Origin of the sequence: Rhodococcus sp. LB1 (genome assembly GCF_001583455.1) — a bacterium.
Taxonomy (GTDB): domain Bacteria; phylum Actinomycetota; class Actinomycetes; order Mycobacteriales; family Mycobacteriaceae; genus Rhodococcus_F; species Rhodococcus_F opacus.
Genome location: NZ_LTCZ01000329.1, coordinates 1 through 842, shown reverse-complemented (window position 1 = coordinate 842; position 842 = coordinate 1). Strand labels below are relative to the sequence as shown.

1 protein-coding gene is annotated in these 842 nt (G+C 62.2%); it reads right to left on the bottom strand.

The features are described 5' to 3' along the window. Positions 1 to 809, bottom strand: an 809-nt coding sequence (locus tag AZG88_RS33020; RefSeq protein WP_061700237.1) for a fumarylacetoacetate hydrolase family protein, incomplete at its 3' end; no start/stop codon positions are given. Positions 810 to 842: the final 33 nt, after the last annotated feature.

Below are 842 nucleotides of genomic sequence, written 5' to 3'. Positions count from 1 at the left end.
CGCTGAAGCGCGGTGCCCATGGCGATGATGTCGCCGGCTTCGAGTGTGAGGTAGGTCGACGCGAAGGCGATCACCTCGGCGACCGAGAAGCGCAGGTTTGCGGTGTTGTCATCGGTGATCACGCGGCCGTTGTGCAGACAGGTGATGCGTAGGTCGTGGGGATCGGGGATCTCGTCGGCGGTGACCACCCAGGGCCCGATCGGGCCGAAGGTGTCGGCGCCCTTGTACCGGGCGGGGTAGCTGACCCAGCTGTCGATGTAGCGGACGCCGTCAGGTTCGGTGTCCGAGGGGTGGATGGCCCGGTAGTGGAAGGTGTCCTCGACGCGCATCGTCGGTGACGTTATGTCGTTGAATATGGTGTATCCGAAGACGTGGTCGAGGGCAGTCTCTACCGGAATGTCCGATCCGGTCGTGCCGATGACGACGGCGAGTTCCGGTTCGGGATGAACTCGACCGTAGGTGGATCCGATCCGGATGGGTTGTTGGTGTCCTGTCAGCGACGACGCTGGTTTGACGAACATTGCCGGCGTCTGAGGACCGGACATGATTCTCGCCGGATTGGCGCTGTTGTTCAGAGCGACGCAGAGAATTTTGCCCGGGTGCCGCACGGGTGGCAGCCATTGCACCTCGGTTGTGGCATAGCGGCGATTGCGGGCCAGTGCTGCGTCGACCTCATGGTGTAGTTCTTCCCGGCTGAGTGCGAGAAGCGCATCGACGCTGGCGAAATCGTCGAGCAGAACTGTCTTGCCTTCGGTGGCTTCGACTGCCGCGGTGACGGTGTCGTTGATCCGGACGGTGCCAATTTTCATGGGGTTTCCTTTACGGGCTCGGTCATGACGAGG